This window comes from Pseudomonas cucumis (assembly GCF_030687935.1).
In the GTDB taxonomy this organism is placed as follows: domain Bacteria; phylum Pseudomonadota; class Gammaproteobacteria; order Pseudomonadales; family Pseudomonadaceae; genus Aquipseudomonas; species Aquipseudomonas cucumis.
Map to the genome: position 1 here is coordinate 5860588 of NZ_CP117454.1, position 16233 is coordinate 5876820.

16 protein-coding genes are annotated in these 16233 nt (G+C 60.2%); 6 read left to right on the forward strand and 10 right to left on the reverse strand.

The window, feature by feature from the left end:
* Positions 1–98 precede the first annotated feature (98 nt).
* Complete coding sequence (locus PSH97_RS26665) at positions 99–764, reverse strand: fumarylacetoacetate hydrolase family protein (RefSeq protein ID WP_008007329.1); 666 nt, start codon at positions 762–764, stop codon at positions 99–101.
* A 37-nt stretch (positions 765–801) separates the two neighbouring features.
* Entirely contained in the window at positions 802–2196 is a 1395-nt protein-coding gene (locus tag PSH97_RS26670) for an FAD-binding oxidoreductase (protein ID WP_305449874.1), read from the reverse strand.
* Between the two features lie 204 nt (positions 2197–2400).
* Here PSH97_RS26670 and serA point away from each other — a divergent pair, with 204 nt between their 5' ends.
* Entirely contained in the window at positions 2401–3630 is a 1230-nt protein-coding gene (serA, locus tag PSH97_RS26675) for a phosphoglycerate dehydrogenase (RefSeq protein ID WP_305447314.1), read from the forward strand.
* 63 nt (positions 3631–3693) lie between these two features.
* Here serA and PSH97_RS26680 read toward each other — a convergent pair whose 3' ends face one another.
* The gene (locus tag PSH97_RS26680; protein ID WP_305447315.1) at positions 3694–4119 is read right to left on the reverse strand and encodes a DUF4399 domain-containing protein; all 426 of its coding nucleotides are present in this window, start codon (positions 4117–4119) and stop codon (positions 3694–3696) included.
* Between the two features lie 135 nt (positions 4120–4254).
* On the opposite strand from PSH97_RS26680, the gene PSH97_RS26685 reads away from it, so the two are divergent.
* Entirely contained in the window at positions 4255–4842 is a 588-nt protein-coding gene (locus PSH97_RS26685) for a transporter substrate-binding domain-containing protein (RefSeq protein ID WP_305447316.1), read from the forward strand.
* Between the two features lie 36 nt (positions 4843–4878).
* Here PSH97_RS26685 and PSH97_RS26690 read toward each other — a convergent pair whose 3' ends face one another.
* Both PSH97_RS26690 and PSH97_RS26695 read right to left on the reverse strand, forming a co-directional pair.
* A complete protein-coding gene (locus tag PSH97_RS26690) occupies positions 4879–5364 on the reverse strand; it encodes a DUF523 domain-containing protein (RefSeq protein WP_305447317.1) in 486 nt (161 codons plus the stop codon).
* A gap of 2 nt (positions 5365–5366) precedes the next feature.
* A complete protein-coding gene (locus PSH97_RS26695) occupies positions 5367–5999 on the reverse strand; it encodes a 2OG-Fe(II) oxygenase (protein ID WP_305447318.1) in 633 nt (210 codons plus the stop codon).
* Positions 6000–6132: 133 nt separating this feature from the next.
* On the opposite strand from PSH97_RS26695, the gene PSH97_RS26700 reads away from it, so the two are divergent.
* Entirely contained in the window at positions 6133–6885 is a 753-nt protein-coding gene (locus PSH97_RS26700; protein ID WP_305447319.1) for a DUF2059 domain-containing protein, read from the forward strand.
* A gap of 16 nt (positions 6886–6901) precedes the next feature.
* On the opposite strand, the gene PSH97_RS26705 is transcribed toward PSH97_RS26700, so the two are convergent.
* Positions 6902–7849, reverse strand: a complete 948-nt coding sequence (locus tag PSH97_RS26705; protein ID WP_305447320.1) for a phospholipase BipL — start codon at positions 7847–7849, stop codon at positions 6902–6904.
* A gap of 97 nt (positions 7850–7946) precedes the next feature.
* Here PSH97_RS26705 and PSH97_RS26710 point away from each other — a divergent pair, with 97 nt between their 5' ends.
* A complete protein-coding gene (locus tag PSH97_RS26710) occupies positions 7947–8525 on the forward strand; it encodes a DUF6436 domain-containing protein (RefSeq protein WP_305447321.1) in 579 nt (192 codons plus the stop codon).
* A 103-nt stretch (positions 8526–8628) separates the two neighbouring features.
* The gene (locus tag PSH97_RS26715; protein ID WP_305447322.1) at positions 8629–11040 is read left to right on the forward strand and encodes a penicillin acylase family protein; all 2412 of its coding nucleotides are present in this window, start codon (positions 8629–8631) and stop codon (positions 11038–11040) included.
* Between the two features lie 74 nt (positions 11041–11114).
* Here PSH97_RS26715 and PSH97_RS26720 read toward each other — a convergent pair whose 3' ends face one another.
* On the reverse strand, positions 11115–12080 hold the full coding sequence (locus PSH97_RS26720) for a GlxA family transcriptional regulator (RefSeq protein WP_305447323.1): 966 nt from the start codon (positions 12078–12080) through the stop codon (positions 11115–11117).
* 381 nt (positions 12081–12461) lie between these two features.
* Here PSH97_RS26720 and PSH97_RS26725 point away from each other — a divergent pair, with 381 nt between their 5' ends.
* On the forward strand, positions 12462–13103 hold the full coding sequence (locus tag PSH97_RS26725) for an HD domain-containing protein (RefSeq protein WP_305447324.1): 642 nt from the start codon (positions 12462–12464) through the stop codon (positions 13101–13103).
* A gap of 123 nt (positions 13104–13226) precedes the next feature.
* On the opposite strand, the gene PSH97_RS26730 is transcribed toward PSH97_RS26725, so the two are convergent.
* Genes PSH97_RS26730 through PSH97_RS26740 form a run of 3 tightly spaced genes read right to left on the reverse strand, consistent with a single transcriptional unit; the run spans position 13227 to position 16173 of the window.
* Positions 13227–14117 (reverse strand): ABC transporter permease subunit, encoded by an 891-nt coding sequence (locus PSH97_RS26730; protein ID WP_258618002.1) that lies wholly within the window; start codon positions 14115–14117, stop codon positions 13227–13229.
* Complete coding sequence (locus PSH97_RS26735; RefSeq protein ID WP_305449875.1) at positions 14114–14995, reverse strand: ABC transporter permease subunit; 882 nt, start codon at positions 14993–14995, stop codon at positions 14114–14116. The genes PSH97_RS26730 and PSH97_RS26735 overlap by 4 nt, the downstream gene beginning before the upstream one ends.
* 35 nt (positions 14996–15030) lie before the next feature.
* A complete protein-coding gene (locus PSH97_RS26740; RefSeq protein ID WP_305447325.1) occupies positions 15031–16173 on the reverse strand; it encodes an ABC transporter ATP-binding protein in 1143 nt (380 codons plus the stop codon).
* Positions 16174–16233: the final 60 nt, after the last annotated feature.

The following is a 16233-nucleotide window of genomic DNA, read 5'->3' on the forward strand; positions in this document are numbered from 1 at the left end:
GCGGGCTTGCCCACGATGGCGGTCTGACATTCAACATCAATGTTGACTGTTACGGCCTCATCGCGGGCAAGCCCGCTCCCACAGGGTTTTGCGTCGGGTCAGCGCACGCTGCTGGTGAAGCGGCTGGCGCCCGGCAATTCGAGCACCAGTTCGTCACCGACATTCAGCGGACCAACGCCCACCGGCGTACCGGTGAGGATCACGTCACCGGCCTGCAGCGAGAAGCAGCCGGCCATGTACTGGATCATCGGCACGATGGGATTGAGCATGTCCTTGCTGTTGCCATCCTGGCGCACTTCGCCATTGATGGTCAGGCGGATACCGATGTCGGTCAGGTCGGCGAAGGTGCTGCCAGCCACGAACGGCGCAATCACTGCCGCACCGTCGAAGGACTTGGCGATTTCCCATGGCAGGCCCTTGGCTTTCAGCTCGGCCTGCTTGTCGCGCAGGGTCAGGTCCAGAGCCGGGGCGATGCCGGAGATGGCGTCCAGCACTTCTTCACGACTCGGCTTGGTCGACAATGGCTTGCCAATCAACACGGCGATTTCCGCTTCGTAATGCACCGAGCCACGCTCGGTCGGAATGCTGAAACCGCCTTCCAGCGGCACCACGCAACTGCCCGGCTTGATGAACAGCAGTGGCTCGGTAGGCACCGGATTGTCCAGTTCCTTGGCGTGTTCGGCGTAGTTGCGGCCGATGCACACCACTTTCCCCAGCGGGAAATGAATACGCGTACCGTCGACATACTGGTGCTGATAGCTCATTACCGACTCCTGCTTCGTGCTCTTAAAGTTCGAAGAATCAAACAGCGAAAATCTTGCCCGGGTTCATGATGCCGTTCGGGTCGAACACCGCTTTGACGGCTTTCATGTACTCGATCTCAACCGGCGAGCGACTGTAGGTCAAGTAGTCACGCTTGGTCATGCCCACGCCGTGTTCGGCGGAAATCGAACCGTTGTACTTCTCGACGGTTTCAAACACCCACTTGTTGACGGTCGCGCACTTGGCGAAGAACTCGTCCTTGCTCAGGTTATCCGGCTTGAGGATGTTCAAGTGCAGGTTGCCGTCGCCGATATGGCCGAACCAGACAATTTCGAAATCCGGGTAGTGTTCGCCGACGATCGCGTCAATTTCCTTCAGAAACGCTGGGACTTTCGACACCGTGACCGAAATGTCGTTTTTGTAGGGCGTCCAGTGGGAAATGGTTTCGGAGATGTATTCGCGCAGCTTCCACAGGTTCTGCAACTGGGTTTCGCTCTGGCTCATCACGCCGTCCAGCACCCAGCCCTGTTCGACGCAGTGCTCGAAGGTTTCCAGGGCGTGGTTGGCCACTTCTTCAGTGGTCGCTTCGAATTCCAGTAGCGCGTAGAACGGGCAATCGGATTCGAACGGTGCCGGCACATCACCGCGCGCCATGACCTTGGCCAAGGCTTTATCGGAGAAGAATTCGAAGGCAGTCAGGTCAAGTTTGCTCTGAAATGCGTGCAACACCGGCATGATCGAATCGAAATCGGCGGTGCCGAGGACCATCGCGGTGAGGTTTTTCGGCGCACGGTCCAGGCGCATGGTGGCTTCGACCACAAAGCCGAGGGTGCCTTCGGCGCCAATGAATAGCTGACGCAGGTCGTAGCCAGTAGCGTTCTTGATCAGGTCTTTGTTCAGTTCCAGCAAATCGCCCTTGCCGGTGACGACTTTCATGCCGGCCACCCAGTTGCGGGTCATGCCGTAGCGAATCACCTTGATCCCGCCGGCATTGGTGCCGATGTTGCCGCCAATCTGGCTGGAACCTGCCGACGCGAAGTCCACCGGGTAGTACAGACCGTGCTCTTCGGCCTTGTTCTGCAATTGCTCGGTAATCACGCCTGGCTGACAAACAGCCGTGCGGTCAGTCAGGTTCACATCGAGGATCTGGTTCATGTAGTCGAAGGACACAACCACTTCGCCATTGGCAGCCACGGCCGCAGCCGAAAGCCCGGTACGACCGCCGGACGGCACCAGCGCCACCTTGTGTTCATTGGCCCAACGGACAATAGCCTGGACCTGCTCGGTGGTCTTGGGGAACACAATGGCCGTCGGGGCCGGGGCGAAATGTTTGGTCCAATCCTTACCGTAAGCATTCAGGGAGTCGGCGTCGGTCAGCACCTTGCCAGGCTCAACCAAGGTCTTCAGCTCATCAATCAGCGCAGGATTGGTCATCGACAGAACTCTCGAACAATTCATGGTCATCCTGAGAACGCTTCACGTCGCAGGAATGAGTGTTTAGCGGGGTGCATATGCTAGCATACCGACCCCGCAGCATCGTGCCCAACGGCCATTCTGCGGTGACGGCTTTCCTGCCGTCCGGGTCAGCGTCTGCTGGCTATCTCCTGCCATTTTTCTCCGGGATACAGGTTTACGCAGATGAGCAAGACTTCTCTCGATAAGAGCAAGATCAAGTTCCTTCTTCTCGAAGGCGTCCACCAATCGGCTGTCGACGTTCTCAAGTCGGCGGGCTATACCAGCATCGAGTACCTCACCGGTTCTCTGCCGGAAGCCCAGCTGAAGGAAAAGATCGCTGATGCGCACTTCATCGGCATTCGCTCCCGCACTCAACTGACCGAAGAGATCTTCGATCACGCGAAGAAACTGGTGGCCGTCGGCTGTTTCTGCATCGGCACCAACCAGGTCGACCTCAACGCGGCTCGCGAACGCGGCATCGCGGTATTCAACGCGCCGTACTCCAACACTCGCTCCGTTGCCGAGCTGGTGCTGGCCGAGGCGATCCTGTTGCTGCGCGGCATCCCTGAGAAGAACGCTTCCTGCCACCGTGGCGGCTGGATCAAAAGCGCCGCCAACTCCTTCGAAATCCGTGGCAAGAAGCTGGGCATCGTCGGTTACGGCTCGATCGGTACGCAACTGTCGGTCCTGGCTGAAGGTCTGGGCATGCAGGTGTATTTCTACGACACGGTGACCAAGTTGCCACTGGGTAACGCCACCCAGGTCGGCAACCTGCACGAACTGCTGGGCATGTCCGACATCGTCACCCTGCACGTTCCGGAAACCGCTGCCACCCAGTGGATGATCGGCGAGAAGGAAATCCGCGCCATCAAGAAGGGCGGCATTCTGATCAACGCTGCTCGCGGCACTGTGGTCGAACTGGACGCCCTGGCGGACGCGATCAAGGACAAGCACCTGATCGGCGCGGCCATCGACGTATTCCCGGTGGAGCCGCGCTCCAACGAAGAAGAGTTCGAAAGCCCGCTACGTGGCCTGGACAACGTGATCCTGACCCCGCACATCGGTGGTTCCACTGCTGAGGCGCAAGCCAACATCGGTCTGGAAGTGGCGGAAAAACTGGTCAAGTACAGCGACAATGGTACTTCGGTATCGTCCGTGAACTTCCCGGAAGTGGCGCTGCCGGCTCACCCTGGCAAGCACCGCCTGCTGCACATCCACGAGAACATTCCGGGTGTGATGAGCGAGATCAACAAGGTCTTCGCCGAAAACGGCATCAACATTTCCGGTCAGTTCCTGCAGACCAACGAGAAAGTCGGCTACGTCGTAATCGACGTCGATGCCGAATACTCGGAAATGGCGCAAGAGAAGCTGCAGCACATCAACGGCACCATTCGTTGCCGCGTGTTGTTCTGATAGTGACTTGAGTGACAAAAAAAGGAGACCTTCGGGTCTCCTTTTTCATGGGTGTGACGAATGTTACTTAACGTTGACGGTGATTTTCTCCGACACGATAGGCGGATCGAACGGCATGTGGCCGCTATCACCCAGCTCCAGCTGCAAGGTGTGTTTGCCCGGCGTCAGCTTTACTTCAGCCTGGGTCTGCGCCTTGCCGAAGTGCAGGTGGTTGGCATCGTTGGGGATCGGTGCACCGGCGGCTGGCAGTTTATCGACATCGATCAGCAAGTGGTGATGGCCGGTGTTTTTGGTGACATCGCCCGCGGGCGCTAGCGCAATGTTCTCGACAGCGAACTTGACGACGACGGTTTGCGGAACCGTGGCTCCGTCCGCAGGAGAAACGATGGACACTTCTGCACCTTTGGGAGCCGGTGTAGCAGCCGTTGCCAGCATCGATGCACCCAGCAACAGGCCAGCCAACGCTGCACGTGACATAAAGCTTTTCATTCTCTTCTCCAGTTTTTCCGTAAAATTCGCTCGACCGTGACAACTTCACGGCCATTCGTTGTCGAAGGCACACGACAACCATAGCAAAGCGAGCCTGAACAGCGCGTCGCAATAAATGAACTCAAAGGAGTGACCATGCGCTTTTTGCCTGGCCTGATCTGCCTGCTACCCCTTTTGAGCCCTTTGGCTCATGCCGAACTGATTGATGATGTAAACGACCGCGGCGAATTGCGCATTGCCCTAGAGGCTAATACCCCGCCCTTCAATTTCAAGGATGACGGCAAACTGACCGGCTTCGAGGTTGAGTTGGGTCAATTGTTGGCCGATGAACTGGATGTAAGGGCCGACTTCGTCGTCACCGATTCTGTCGACTTGCTGGCTGGTGTCGAAAGCGGCAAGTACGACGTGGCCATCAACCACATAGCACTGACCCCGGACTTGAAGGATCGTTTCGACTTCAGCGCACCTTACAGCTACGCCGACGCGCAATTGTTAGCGCAAAAAGAAGAGCAGCCGCGCCCACTCATGTTGGTGCAGACACTGAAGGAAGAGGAGCCGAAGGCCGGCCGCCCGGTGAGCCTGGCGATTCCATTTCAGAAGGGCAACCCGGCATTTCACGCCAGCCTCGAAAACGCGTTACAGCGGATCAAGGGAGATGGGCGATTGGAAGCGTTGTCGCAGAAGTGGTTCGGGGCGGATACGAGCGTGGCGCCGAAACCCTGATTCAAGCCCGCTCCCACAGGTTTTTTTCGTGGATTGTTAGTCGAGTATTGCCAAGGCCTGCGCCGCTTGTGGCAACTCCAGCTCACTGAACACCTGAACACCATTGCGCTTGAGCAATGCTGCGGTAACCCCCTCACCGCTGACCTTCACGCCACTGAACGTCCCGTCATAGGTCAACAGATTCCCGCAAGACGGGCTGTTGGCCTTGAGCACGGCGATACGAATGCCGTGCTGTTGCACCAGCTCCAGCGCCTGACAAGCCCCCGAAAGAAACTCGGCACTGACGTCCTCGCCCTCGGTGGTGATGACCGATGCAAGGCCATCAAGCACTTCACCGCCCTGCCCACCCGGAATCTCCGCCGCGGCCCTTGGCGTCGGTAAACCACCAGCGACTTCCGGGCACAACGGCACCACCCGGCCGTCGGCGATCCACTGTTCCAACAGATTGAATGGCCCACTGGCGCCACCGTCGTAACGGACGCGGTGACCGAGCAAACAGCGGCTTACCAGAATCTTTTGCATGATCAGAACGGCTCGTTGCCACGACGGCGGAACCAGCCCGTCAACGACAGGCGATCTCGGGTCGCGGGCAGGACTTCGTGGGGGACTTCGGCCGACAGGAACACCACCAGGCATCCGCCGGTAGGCACCACATCGTGCTCGAAGCCTTCGTCGAGGTACATGCGCAGCTGCCCGCCATGCTCGGGCAGCCAGCCGTCATTGAGGTAGATCACCGCCGAGACCATGCGCCGGTCATCATCGCGGAACCGGTCGACATGCTTGAGGTAAAAAGCGCCAGGCGGGTACAGGGCGAAATGGCTCTCGAAATCTTCCAGGCCCAGAAACAAACCGCGATTCATCGCCTCACGCAGGCTGTTCATCAACCCAAGATAGCTGTCGCAGGCCTCGACCTGACCGGGTTCGAGCCATTGGATATGGTCACCGCGAATGCCCTCGCGGATCTCCGAAAACGGCCCGCGCCCCACGGCGGCAGGGGCGAGTTCGCCCTCAGCGGCACGTTTGCGGCACTCGGCCGCCAGCGCCCGGGTCAGATCCAGAGGCAGGAAAATATTCTGCTGCGACCAGCCGCGCTCAGCCAGGTCGTCGACGATACGTAACAGCAGCGGATGATCAGAGGATATTTGCATGGCGCGCATAGTATTCCTGTGCCCGCAAATCCGACAGAGCCGCGCAGCGGAGGATTGGTCGGATAAGGCACGCAACCTGATACGAATTCTCGACAAGTACGAATGCCGCACGGAGAATAGTCGCCTGCTGACAGGAGTCCCTATGCGTCGCTTGCTTTTTTCACTGCTGATGTTCTGCGTTTTGCCCGCTTGGGCGGACGGCCACGACCAGTTGTACAAGGTCGCCGGTTGGCCAGAACAACGCGCGCATTTCAACGATGCTCTCTCGGCTGCTCAGCAGCGTTACCAGAATAGCCTGCCGCCGGCGGTGTTTCAGGCCCTGGTCAACAACAGTAATCAGCGTTTCGCCCCCAAGGCCATGGACCAGCGCGCCGAAGCGCAGCTGCGCAAAAACCTCGCCGATCCCAAACCTGCGTTGATCTTCTTTCAATCGCCCCTGGGCAAGAAGATCGTCGCCGCCGAACTGCTGGCGACCCGTCGCGATCAATTGGCGAAAAACGCCAAGGGCTTGCCGAAAATGCAGGCCAGCGATACCCGTCAACTCATCATCGGTCACCTGGCCCAGGCCCTGCCCGCCCGCGAGGCCGGCGCCGAAGTCAGCCTGGCGATCGCGGGCGTGGCGGCCGACAGCCTGAGCTCGATGATCCCCGGCCTGCTCGGCGGCGGTCAGGCTCAAGGCATGTTGAACGGTCAGCGCCAGCGCCTGATGGAGCAGATCGGCGCTGACCTGAACAACACGCTGCTGTATGTCTATCGCGACCTGTCGGATGAAGAGCTGGAAGAGTTCGCCACGTTTGCCGAGTCCACTGAAGGCAAGGCTTACTATCAAGCGGCACTGGCGGCGATTCGGGCGGGGTTGGCGGTGGGGCAGAGTACGTCGAGCCTTGCCCAGTAATCTGCAGCGATGGCCGCTACAGATTCCGTCCCTTCATCCGCTTGGTCAAAAACCCGAAATACTCCTGCCGCAATCCCGGTGACTCATTCGCCAGATGATGCCGTGCCTCAGGCAGCATCAGCACCTGAGGCCGATCGAACTTGCCTCGTAATACGTCAAGGTTGTGCTGCCAATCCACGGTCATATCCGCCTGCCCCTGCACAATCAGTGGCCGCCGCGGGCTGCTCGGTGCCGCTTCGATGCGCTTGATCCACCGTCCCAGCGCACCGACCCACGCCGTGGGCAGACGTAGCGGTTGCAGCGGATCGGCTTGCAGGAACGTCAGGAATTCAGGGTCGTTGGAGTTCTCGCTGAAACGCCGGGCGATGCCTTTGACGAACGGCTTGAGCAAGTAATAACTGAGCTGCGACCAGCCCCAGGCTCGCGGCCGCACCAGTGGCGACAGCAGAATCACTTGCCCCTGAGCGGGACTGTTCGCGCCCTGATTGAGCACATGATCGATCACGATCGCCCCACCAGTGCTTTGCCCGCATAAGTGCCAGGGCTGCGGAAGGGCCAGCGATTGCGCCTCGGCCAACAGCCCTTGCAGCGTGCGTTGATACTCGGCGAAATCCTTGATGCTCGCCCGTTCGCCACTGGACAGGCCATGCCCTGGAAGGTCACAGGCGATTACCGCAAAACCCTGGTCCAGCGCCCACTCGATCACATGCCGATAGAGCCCGGTGTGATCGTAGAAGCCATGAAACAAAAACAGCGTCGCCTTCGCCCGCTCGGGCCACCAGAGCTGGCTGACCACTTCATAGCCATCGACCTCGAAACGCCCCAGGCCAGTGCGCAAGGTTCGCAGGGGAAAATCCAGCCCATAAAAATGCTGATAGGCCATGGCCTCCGTCGACAGCGGCTGCCACTCGGCCAATGGCCGCAGGCTGGCACGCAAATGATCGGGGTCGAAAGTGGCGGACATGGGCTATTCCAGAGCGCGAAACGGACTTTATAGGCCTGCGATATTCATCTGTCGCGGCAAGCATGGCAAGCTAGCCGACCTTCGAGGATTGAAACCCATGCGTCCGGCCTACCGCACCACACTGCTTGCCAGCCTGCTCGCCCTTGTGTGTGCCGGCGTGCTGTGGGCCGCTTATGACTGGTTTCAGGGGCGCTACTTGCGCGCCTTCAGTTCGCACACCGCGGTGTTCTCCGGCGACCCATTGCGCCTGCCGGACGAACTCGCCGGCCCCGGCGCCATCCGCCTGGTGCACTTCTGGGACCCGGCCTGCCCATGCAATGTCGGCAACCAACAACACCTGACCGAACTGGTTGAGCAGTATCTACCGCAGGGCGTCGAGTTCTATGCGGTCCAAAAGCCCGGAAGCCACGGTCAATTGCCCAGCACGTTGAGTCGCCTTAAAACCATTACTGTCCTGCCAGGTTCCGAACAGATCCCCGCCAGCCCGGCGGTAGCGATCTGGGACCGCAGTGGCAGGCTGGCGTATTTCGGTCCGTACAGCGAAGGCCTGACCTGCAATTCGAGCAACAGCTTTATCGAGCCTATTCTGCAAGCGCTGAATGAAGGCCGGGCGGTGAACGCCACCCACACGCTGGCGGTGGGTTGCTACTGCCCGTGGCCTGCTGAGGTGAAGTAAGGCATTCCCGACTTTTCCAGGACCGCGATGCCCGGCACAGGAGGTCTGTGCTACACGTTTGCAGCCCACACGGGCGGCAATCCCGAAAGAACAAGGAGTCAGCATGAAACGCGTCCTCACCGTACTTGCCTTGCTGATCGTCGTACTCGTCGCCGGGGGCGGCTGGTATGTGTACAGCAAGCAACCGACGCGCCAGGGCCAGGTGGAATTGCAGCACCTGCAAGGTTCGGTGACCGTGCGCTACGACGTGCGCGGCGTGCCGCATATCCGGGCCGAAAACGAAACCGACCTCTACCGAGCCCTCGGCTACGTGCATGCCCAGGACCGACTGTTCCAGATGGAAGCCATGCGGCGCCTGGCCCGTGGTGAGCTGGCCGAAGTCCTCGGCCCGAAACTGATCGACACCGACAAACTGTTTCGCAGCCTGCGCATTCGCGAACGGGCTGAAAGCTATGTGGCCGCGCTGGATCGTCAGTCGCCGGCGTGGAAGGCTCTGCAAGCCTATCTGGATGGCATCAATCAATATCAGGACAGCCACGCTGCGCCGGTAGAGTTCGACGTGCTGGGGATCCCCAAGCGCCCTTTCACCGCCGAAGACAGCATCAGCATCGCCGGCTACATGGCCTACAGCTTTGCCGCGGCGTTTCGCACCGAACCGTTGCTGACTTACGTGCGCGACCAACTGGGCGCCGAGTACCTGAACATCTTCGATCTCGACTGGCAGCCCAAGGGCGTGCTGGCCAAAGGGCGCGCCAACCCTGCGCCGGCCCTTACCGCCAATGACTGGAAGGGTCTGAACGCCCTCGCCCGTTTGAGTGAGCAGGCGCTGGTCGACAATGGCCTGCCGCAATTCGAAGGCAGCAATGCCTGGGTGATTTCCGGCAACCGCAGCAAAAGCGGCAAGCCACTGCTGGCCGGTGACCCGCACATTCGCTTCTCGGCGCCGTCGGTGTGGTACGAAGCGCACCTGTCAGCGCCGGGTTTCGAGCTTTATGGCTACCATCAGGCGCTGGTGCCGTTTGCGTTTCTTGGCCACAACCTGGACTTCGGCTGGAGCCTGACGATGTTCCAGAACGACGATCTGGACCTGATCGCCGAGAAGGTCAACCCGGACAACCCGAACCAGGTCTGGTATCGCGGCCAGTGGGTCGACATGGTCAACACCGAACAACAGATCGCGGTCAAAGGCCAGTCACCGGTCACGCTGACCCTGCGCCAGTCGCCCCACGGCCCGATCATCAACGATGCGCTCGGCACCGCCGCCGGCAAGACGCCGGTCGCCATGTGGTGGGCCTTCCTCGAGACCCCGAATCCGATCCTCGACGGCTTCTACCAGCTCAACCGCGCCGACTCCCTGGCCAAGGCCCGCGCTGCGTCGGCCAAGGTTCAGGCTCCGGGACTGAACATCGTCTACGCCAACGCCAAGGGCGACATCGGTTGGTGGGCCTCGGCGCTGCTGCCCAAGCGCCCGGCCGGGGTGAAGCCCGGGTTCATCCTCGACGGCAGCACCCCTCAGGCGGACAAGGAAGGTTTTTACCCGTTCAGCGCCAACCCACAGGAAGAGAACCCGGCGCGGGGCTATATCGTCTCGGCCAACTTCCAGCCGGTGTCGCCGACCGGTATGGAAATTCCCGGTTACTACAACCTCGCCGATCGCGGTCAGCAGCTCAATCGTCAACTCAGCGACAAGAACGTGAAGTGGGACAACGAGTCCAACCAAAAGCTGCAACTGGGCACCACCACCGACTACGGTCCGCGTTTGCTGGCGCCGTTGCTGCCGGTACTGCGTGAAGTGGTGAGCGATCCCGCCGAGCTCAAACTAGTGGAGCAACTGGCGCAGTGGAGCGGCGATTACCCGCTGGACTCGATCAGCGCCACGCTGTTCAACCAGTTCTTGTTCAATCTCACCGACGCGGCGATGCGCGATGAACTGGGCAATGACTTCTTCGAAACACTGCTCCCGACCCGGGTGATCGATGCCGCACTGCCGCGCCTGGCGGCCTCCGCCGATTCGCCGTGGTGGGACAACCGCAACACCCCCGGCAAGGAAACCCGTGCCGACACGGTCAAGGTTGCCTGGCAAGCGAGCATGGCTCACCTCAAAACCACCCTGGGCGCCGATTCCACACAATGGCAGTGGGGCAAGGCGCATACCTTGACTCACGGCCATCCGCTAGGGATGCAGAAACCGCTGGACCGCATCTTCAACGTCGGGCCATTCGCGGCGCCCGGCACCCACGAAGTGCCGAACAACCTCTCGGCCAAGATCGGCCCGGCGCCGTGGCCTGTGACTTACGGCCCGTCGACACGACGGCTGATCGACTTCGCCGACCCGGCCCACAGCCTGACCATCAACCCGGTCGGCCAGAGCGGAGTGCCGTTCGACAGCCACTATGCCGATCAGGCCGAGGCGTATATCGAAGGGGTTTATTACCAGGCGCATTTCAATGATGAAGAAGTGACGGCCAATACCCGCAGTACGTTGAAGCTGTTGCCGGCGCGGGCTACCCAGTAGATTTTTTGTTGGCCCGGCGGGCCCCATCGCGAGCCTGCTCGCGAAGAGGCCCTGACAAGCAACACAAATTGCCGCTAAACCATCACCGCAAAATTCAACCTGAACTGCTGCGGCGTCACTCCCAGCCTGCGGTTGAACACACTGCGCATGTGCTGGGCATCGCGAAACCCGCACTGGTACGCCACGGTTTTCAGGGGAGCATGAGTGCTTTCGAGCATCACCCGCGCTGCGTCCACCCTCGCCCGTTCGACGAATTCCGCCGGGGTGATTTTCGCCTCCTTGGCAAACACCCGGGAAAAGTTGCGCGTGCTCATGTTGGCGGCGTTGGCCAGATCAGCGATGGTCAAGTCGCCATTGAGGTTGGCCAACACATAGAGCTGGACCAGCGCCACCGCCGAAGTCGGTTCGGCATGGGGCGTGAGAAACGGGCTGAACTGCGATTGCCCGCCCGAACGCTGAGTGAACACCACCAGCCGCTTGGCCACGCTGAGTGCCACGTCCGGCCCGTGATCCCGGGCCAGCAGATACAGCGACAGATCGATCCCTGCAGTGACCCCGGCCGAGGTGTAAAGCTCGCCGTCCTGCACGTATAAGCGATCGGCCTCGACCTGAGTCGATGGGCACAACTGCGCCAGCGCCGCGGCATCGCCCCAGTGGGTGGTGACGGTTCGCCCGTCGAGCAATCCGGCCCGGGCGAGCATGAATGCACCATTGCAGATCGAGCCAAAACGTTGCGCCCGCGCGCAGGCATCGCGCAGCCAGGCATCGAACACCGCGCCAAAATTCATGAACGGCAACTGCGGCCCGCCCGCCACCAACAGCAGGTCATAAGCCTCCAGTGCTTCACTGAAATGCCGGTGGGCATTGAGCGACAAACCATTGGAACACGCCATCACCCCATGCTCGACACCGATCACCTCCAGCCGATAGTGATCCTCCGGGGCCAGGAAACGGTTGGCTTCGGAAAATACATCCATGGGGCCGGTGACGTCGAGCGACTGGACGCCTGGGAACACCACGATGGCAATGGTTTTACTCATGATACGAAACGCCTTCTATGGCACTGGACTGGATGTCAGCTATCACTCGACGTGTAGCAGCTGCCGAGTCTGCGAGGCTGCGTTCGGCTGCGGAGCAGTCGTAAATCCTGCGCACGCGATTCACCTGAAAGACCGCGGTATCTGATTTCACGACTGCTTCGCAGCCGAACGCAGCCTCGCAGGCTCGGCAGCTGCTACAGGGCGGTGTGCTTTCGGGAGATCTGCGCCAACCCTAGCCAATCCAAGCCCAACAAGCGAGGTTGGCGCGATAGGCAGGCTCATTGGCCGGGATCGCAGCCATGGATCGATTGTCCGGTTTCGGCTACGCGAACAGACTGACCCCATCAGCGCCGCCACGGCGTTCCCCTTGAGGACAGCACCATGAGCAGCATCATCGCCGGTATCAACATCCCCGACAGCGCATTGGCCAGGGCCACCACGGAATACATTCGCGACGTCGAGTCCGATCTGCTGTTCCACCACTCTCGCCGGGTGTTTCTGTTCGGTGCCTTGAGCGGTGAGCGCAAGCAATTGGCCTACGACCCGGAGTTGCTGTATGTCGGCGCGATGTTCCATGACTTGGGCCTGGTGGAGGGTCACCGCAGCGATGATGAGCGATTCGAAGTCGACAGTGCCAACGCAGCCAAAGCGTTCCTCAAACCCTATGGTTTGTCTGACGACAATATCGAACAGGTCTGGTTGTCGATTGCCCTGCACACCACACCGGGCGTGCCGCAACACTTGCGTCCCAACGTGGCGCTGGTGACGGCCGGCGTCGAGATGGATGTGCTGGGCATCGACTACGCGGCGTTTTCCACCGTGCAGCGTGAAGCAGTGGTGCATGCGCATCCACGGGGTGAAGGGTTCAAGGAGTGCATTCTGTGTGCGTTCGCCAATGGCTTCAAACATAAGCCGGACAGCACGTTTGGCACCGTAAACGCGGATGTACTGGTGGACAGCGAGCCGGGCTTCAAGCCGATGAACTTCGTCGAGATCATCCGCAAATCACCTTGGGTCGTTTGACCCGATCGTTCCCACGCTCTGCGTGGGAATGCAGCCCGGGAAGCTCCGCGTCCCATCAAGAGCCGAACGCAGAGCGTCCGTTGAGGCATTCCCACGCAGAGCGTGGGAACGATCATGCGTGGATCAAGCCGCTTCCGATGCCTGCGCCCGGCGCACGTCCGGTTGTTTCCAGGAGTCGGCGGCGCCTTCTTCGATAGCCTGCTGGATCGCACGCTTGCGAATTTCTTCGGCACGACGGCTGAAGTACCAGACCAGGAACGTCACCAGCGACACCGCCAGCAGAATCAGGCTGGCCACGGCGTTGATCTCGGGCTTCACGCCCAGGCGCACCGCCGAGAACACTTCCATCGGCAGGGTCGTGGAACCGGGGCCGGACACGAAGCTCGCCAGCACCAGGTCATCCAGCGACAAGGCGAACGACATCATGCCACCCGCCGCCAGCGACGGCGCGATCATCGGGATGGTGATCAGGAAGAACACCTTCCACGGCCGCGCGCCCAGATCCATGGCTGCCTCTTCGATGGACAGGTCCAGCTCACGCAAGCGCGCCGATACCACCACTGCCACATACGCTGCACAGAAGGTGGTATGGGCGATCCAGATGGTGACGATGCCGCGTTCCTGTGGCCAACCGATCATCTGCGCCATGGCCACGAACAGCAGCAACAGCGACAGGCCGGTGATCACTTCCGGCATTACCAGCGGCGCGGTGACCAGACCACCGAACAGCGTGCGGCCCTTGAAGTGGGTGATACGGGTCAGCACGAAGGCCGCCAGCGTCCCCAGTGCCACTGCGGCAATCGCCGTGTAGCAGGCGATTTCCAGCGAGCGCACCACCGAGCCCATCAGTTGGGTGTTGTCCATCAACCCCACGTACCACTTGATCGACCAGCCGCCCCACACCGTCACCAGTTTCGAGGCGTTGAACGAGTAGATCACCAGGATCAGCATCGGCGCGTAGATGAACAGCAAACCCGCTACCAGCATGAAACTTGAGAAACGGAAGCGCTTCATTCCTTGCCCTCCATTTCTTTGGCCTGACTACGGTTGAACAGGATGATCGGCACAATCAGGATCGCCAGCATCACCACCGCAAGCGCTGATGCCACCGGCCAGTCACGGTTGTTGAAGAATTCTTGCCACAGCACTTTACCGATCATCAGGGTTTCCGGACCGCCGAGCAGTTCCGGGATCACGAACTCACCCACCACCGGGATGAACACCAGCATGCAGCCGGCGATGATGCCGTTTTTCGACAGCGGCACGGTGATCTTCCAGAAACTGTTGAAGGTGCTCGAACCGAGGTCCGACGCGGCTTCCAGCAGGCTGGTGTCGTGTTTGACCAGGTTGGCGTAGAGCGGCAGGATCATGAACGGCAGGTACGAATACACCACGCCGATGTACACGGCCAAATTGGTATTGAGTATCTGCAGCGGTTCGTCGATCCAGCCCATGCTCATAAGAAAACCATTGAGCAGGCCGTTGTTGCTGAGGATGCCCATCCACGCATACACGCGGATCAGGATCGCGGTCCAGGTCGGCATCATGATCAGCAGCACCAGCACCGTTTGCAGCTCTTTGCGGGCGGTGGCAATGGCGTAGGCCATCGGATAGCCGATCAGCAAACAGAGGACGGTGCTGATCAGCGCCATCTTGAGCGAGCCGAGGTAAGCGGCGATGTACAACTCGTCATCGCCCAGCATCGCGTAGTTGCTCAGGTTAAGCAGCACCTGGAGCTTCTGGTCGATGAAGCTGTAGATCTCGGTGTACGGCGGAATGGCCACGTCGGCTTCGGCGAAGCTGATCTTCAGGACGATGAAGAACGGCAGCATGAAGAACAGGAACAGCCAGATGAACGGAACCCCGATGACCAGCTGACGGCCACCGGGAATTATTCGATTGAGCCGGCGTTTGAATTTGCGCAGGTTCATGAGCGAAGCACCACGCCGCTGTCGTCTTCCCAGTACACGTAAACCTGGTCACCCCAGGTTGGCCGCTGGCCGCGGCGCTCGGCGTTGGCGACGAAGGATTGCACCAGTTTGCCGCTCGGCAATTCGACGTAGAACACCGAGTGGCCGCCGAGGTAGGCGATGTCATGCACCTTGCCGCTGGACCAGTTGTATTCGCAGGTCGGCATGTCGGCCGTCACCAGCAGTTTTTCCGGACGGATCGCGTAAGTGACGGACTTGTCCTGCACCGAGGTGCTGATGCCGTGACCCACGTAAATGTTGCGGTCCAGATCCTTGCAGGTAATCAGTGCATGGCCTTCGGCGTCGTCCACCACTTCGCCTTCGAAGATGTTGACGTTGCCGATGAACTCGCAGACCAGACGGCTGGTCGGGGTTTCGTAGATGTCGATCGGGCTGCCAATCTGGGCGATCCAGCCCAGGTGCATGATCGCGATGCGCTCGGCCATGGTCATGGCCTCTTCCTGGTCGTGGGTCACCATCACGCAGGTCACGCCGACCCGCTCAATGATCTCGACCAGTTCCAGTTGCATTTGCGAGCGCAGTTTCTTGTCCAGCGCGCCCATTGGTTCGTCGAGCAGCAACAATTTCGGCCGCTTGGCCAATGAACGCGCCAGCGCCACACGCTGACGCTGACCGCCGGACAATTGATGGGGTTTGCGCTTGGCGTACTGGCTCATCTGCACCAGCTTGAGCATCTCGGCCACGCGAGCGTCGACTTCAGCCGACGGAATCTTGTCCTGCTTGAGGCCGAAGGCGATGTTTTGCGCCACCGTCATGTGCGGGAACAAGGCGTAGGACTGGAACATCATGTTGATCGGCCGCTCGTACGGCGGCATGTCCGTGATGTCTACGCCATCGAGGAAAATGCGCCCCTCCGTGGGCCGTTCGAAACCTGCCAGCATCCGCAGCAAGGTGGATTTGCCCGAACCCGAGCCGCCGAGCAGGGCGAAGATTTCGCCTTTCTTGATTTCCAGGGACACGTCGTCCACGGCAATCGTCTCGTCGAACTTTTTGGTGACCCGGTCGATTTTGACCAGCACCTGTTTAGGTGTCTGGTCGCCCTCGAGGGCTTTCTTATAGGCGCCGGAGGCAACTGCCATTTACGAAACTCCCAACAGAATGTGCAGCTCGCTCAAGGTGGCGAACCTGGATAGTTTGAA

Coding starts and splice junctions, on each gene's coding strand:
- PSH97_RS26665 (WP_008007329.1), bottom strand. CDS start 764: ATGAGCTATCAGCACCAGTATGTCGACGGTACGCGTATTCATTTCCCG.
- PSH97_RS26670 (WP_305449874.1), bottom strand. CDS start 2,196: ATGACCAATCCTGCGCTGATTGATGAGCTGAAGACCTTGGTTGAGCCT.
- serA (WP_305447314.1), top strand. CDS start 2,401: ATGAGCAAGACTTCTCTCGATAAGAGCAAGATCAAGTTCCTTCTTCTC.
- PSH97_RS26680 (WP_305447315.1), bottom strand. CDS start 4,119: ATGAAAAGCTTTATGTCACGTGCAGCGTTGGCTGGCCTGTTGCTGGGT.
- PSH97_RS26685 (WP_305447316.1), top strand. CDS start 4,255: ATGCGCTTTTTGCCTGGCCTGATCTGCCTGCTACCCCTTTTGAGCCCT.
- PSH97_RS26690 (WP_305447317.1), bottom strand. CDS start 5,364: ATGCAAAAGATTCTGGTAAGCCGCTGTTTGCTCGGTCACCGCGTCCGT.
- PSH97_RS26695 (WP_305447318.1), bottom strand. CDS start 5,999: ATGCGCGCCATGCAAATATCCTCTGATCATCCGCTGCTGTTACGTATC.
- PSH97_RS26700 (WP_305447319.1), top strand. CDS start 6,133: ATGCGTCGCTTGCTTTTTTCACTGCTGATGTTCTGCGTTTTGCCCGCT.
- PSH97_RS26705 (WP_305447320.1), bottom strand. CDS start 7,849: ATGTCCGCCACTTTCGACCCCGATCATTTGCGTGCCAGCCTGCGGCCA.
- PSH97_RS26710 (WP_305447321.1), top strand. CDS start 7,947: ATGCGTCCGGCCTACCGCACCACACTGCTTGCCAGCCTGCTCGCCCTT.
- PSH97_RS26715 (WP_305447322.1), top strand. CDS start 8,629: ATGAAACGCGTCCTCACCGTACTTGCCTTGCTGATCGTCGTACTCGTC.
- PSH97_RS26720 (WP_305447323.1), bottom strand. CDS start 12,080: ATGAGTAAAACCATTGCCATCGTGGTGTTCCCAGGCGTCCAGTCGCTC.
- PSH97_RS26725 (WP_305447324.1), top strand. CDS start 12,462: ATGAGCAGCATCATCGCCGGTATCAACATCCCCGACAGCGCATTGGCC.
- PSH97_RS26730 (WP_258618002.1), bottom strand. CDS start 14,117: ATGAAGCGCTTCCGTTTCTCAAGTTTCATGCTGGTAGCGGGTTTGCTG.
- PSH97_RS26740 (WP_305447325.1), bottom strand. CDS start 16,173: ATGGCAGTTGCCTCCGGCGCCTATAAGAAAGCCCTCGAGGGCGACCAG.